Below are 1,443 nucleotides of genomic sequence, written 5' to 3' on the forward strand. Positions count from 1 at the left end.
TCTCGCTGTGTTAGGTTTGTCAGTGTCAGATAGGAACCGTAGAGAAAACTCAGGCGATAATCATCATCCTTAAGGTAGAGGGATGACCGCTTTCCGGGTGGCTGTTGATCGATGAAACAGAAGGGGCAGTGATTATTGCACTGGATCAAGCCATCGAACAGGGCTGTAGCAAACTCTAGTCCTAGGTCATCGTCATAGTCTTTTTCTAGTTCTACATGATGCAGCTTGCCCGTTGCATCTTGCACCTCTAAGTGCAATACTTCATCAGCACAGAGAAACTGATAGTCAATCAGATCACGGGGACGATTGCCGTTAATCGACACAAGCCGATCGCCCGGCTCAAAACCTACCTCTTCAGCAATGGATCCCGGTAATACGCGCGTAATCAATGCTGGCTGGATGGCACGATCGCTCATGGCACAGTAGTAGAGGAGAGTAAATCAGCAGGCACTAGCGACTTTGCAAGGTTGGGTATTGGCAGATCAGATGGATAGGAGCCTGTTTGCTTGACTTGGCGAATAATAGCGTCAGAGATCTCCACACCAAGTTTGGTACCAATTGCCCGCACAATATCGCCGCGATCAATCACGCCTGCGACGCTTCCGGCTGGAGATAACACCGTAATGTGATGAAGTTTCAGCACTTCTAACTTCATAATGACCACAGGCAATGGAGTTTTTTCTTCCACCGTAGGAATCTCAGTCAGCGGTCGCACAATACTTTGCAGGGGCTGTTGATCCCAAAGGCTACGCTCGATCGTTTGTAACTCATCCAGGATTACAAGGCCACGGTAACGTCCGTCAGATGCTGCATAGTAAGGATAGGGACGAGCAGTACCATCCGCTACCTCTGCTGTCTGCAATAGATAGCTCTCAGCAAATTGCCGCAGTGGTTGCTCTGCTTCGACTACCCGCAGTTGTCGAGTCATCACGTCGGCAGCCGTTAACTCGCTGAGAACTTGTTGCAGCCCAGCAACTCGACTATACGCCGTGGCGTTACGCAAGATAAACCAACCAATGATTGTGATCCATAAGCTACCACCCGCTCCACCTGTCAACAGCACTAGGAATAGCCCAAAGGCAATGCCCAGATAGCCAACAACTTGACCTACACGGGCAGACCAACGCACGCTCCGCAGGCGATCGCCCGTCAGTTTCCACAGTGCCGCTTTCAACATCTGCCCACCATCCAATGGCAATCCTGGAATTAGGTTAAACAATGCCAACACCAAGTTAATTTGGGCAAGGGTTGCAACCAGCACCCTAGCATAGCTGGAAAGATAGGCAGTAGCCACACTGCACAGGCCAAACAACGTAATGCTCACAAGGGGGCCTGCGATCGCCACCTGAAACGCCTGCCCTGGTGTATCCGATTCCCGCTCGATTGCTGCTACACCGCCAAACAAAAATAGCGTAATGGAGTTTACCCGAATACCCTGTGCCA

Annotated in this window: 2 protein-coding genes; both read right to left on the reverse strand. The window is 50.7% G+C overall.

Annotated features, from left to right (window positions below):
* Positions 1-416: PDZ domain-containing protein (locus NZ772_18900; protein ID MCS6815627.1), on the reverse strand; the 416-nt coding region annotated here is incomplete at its 3' end.
* Positions 413-1,443, reverse strand: a 1,031-nt coding sequence (locus NZ772_18905) for a site-2 protease family protein (GenBank protein ID MCS6815628.1), incomplete at its 5' end; no start/stop codon positions are given. The genes NZ772_18900 and NZ772_18905, both read right to left, overlap by 4 nt.

This window comes from Cyanobacteriota bacterium (assembly GCA_025054735.1).
GTDB lineage: Bacteria > Cyanobacteriota > Cyanobacteriia > SKYG9 > SKYG9 > SKYG9.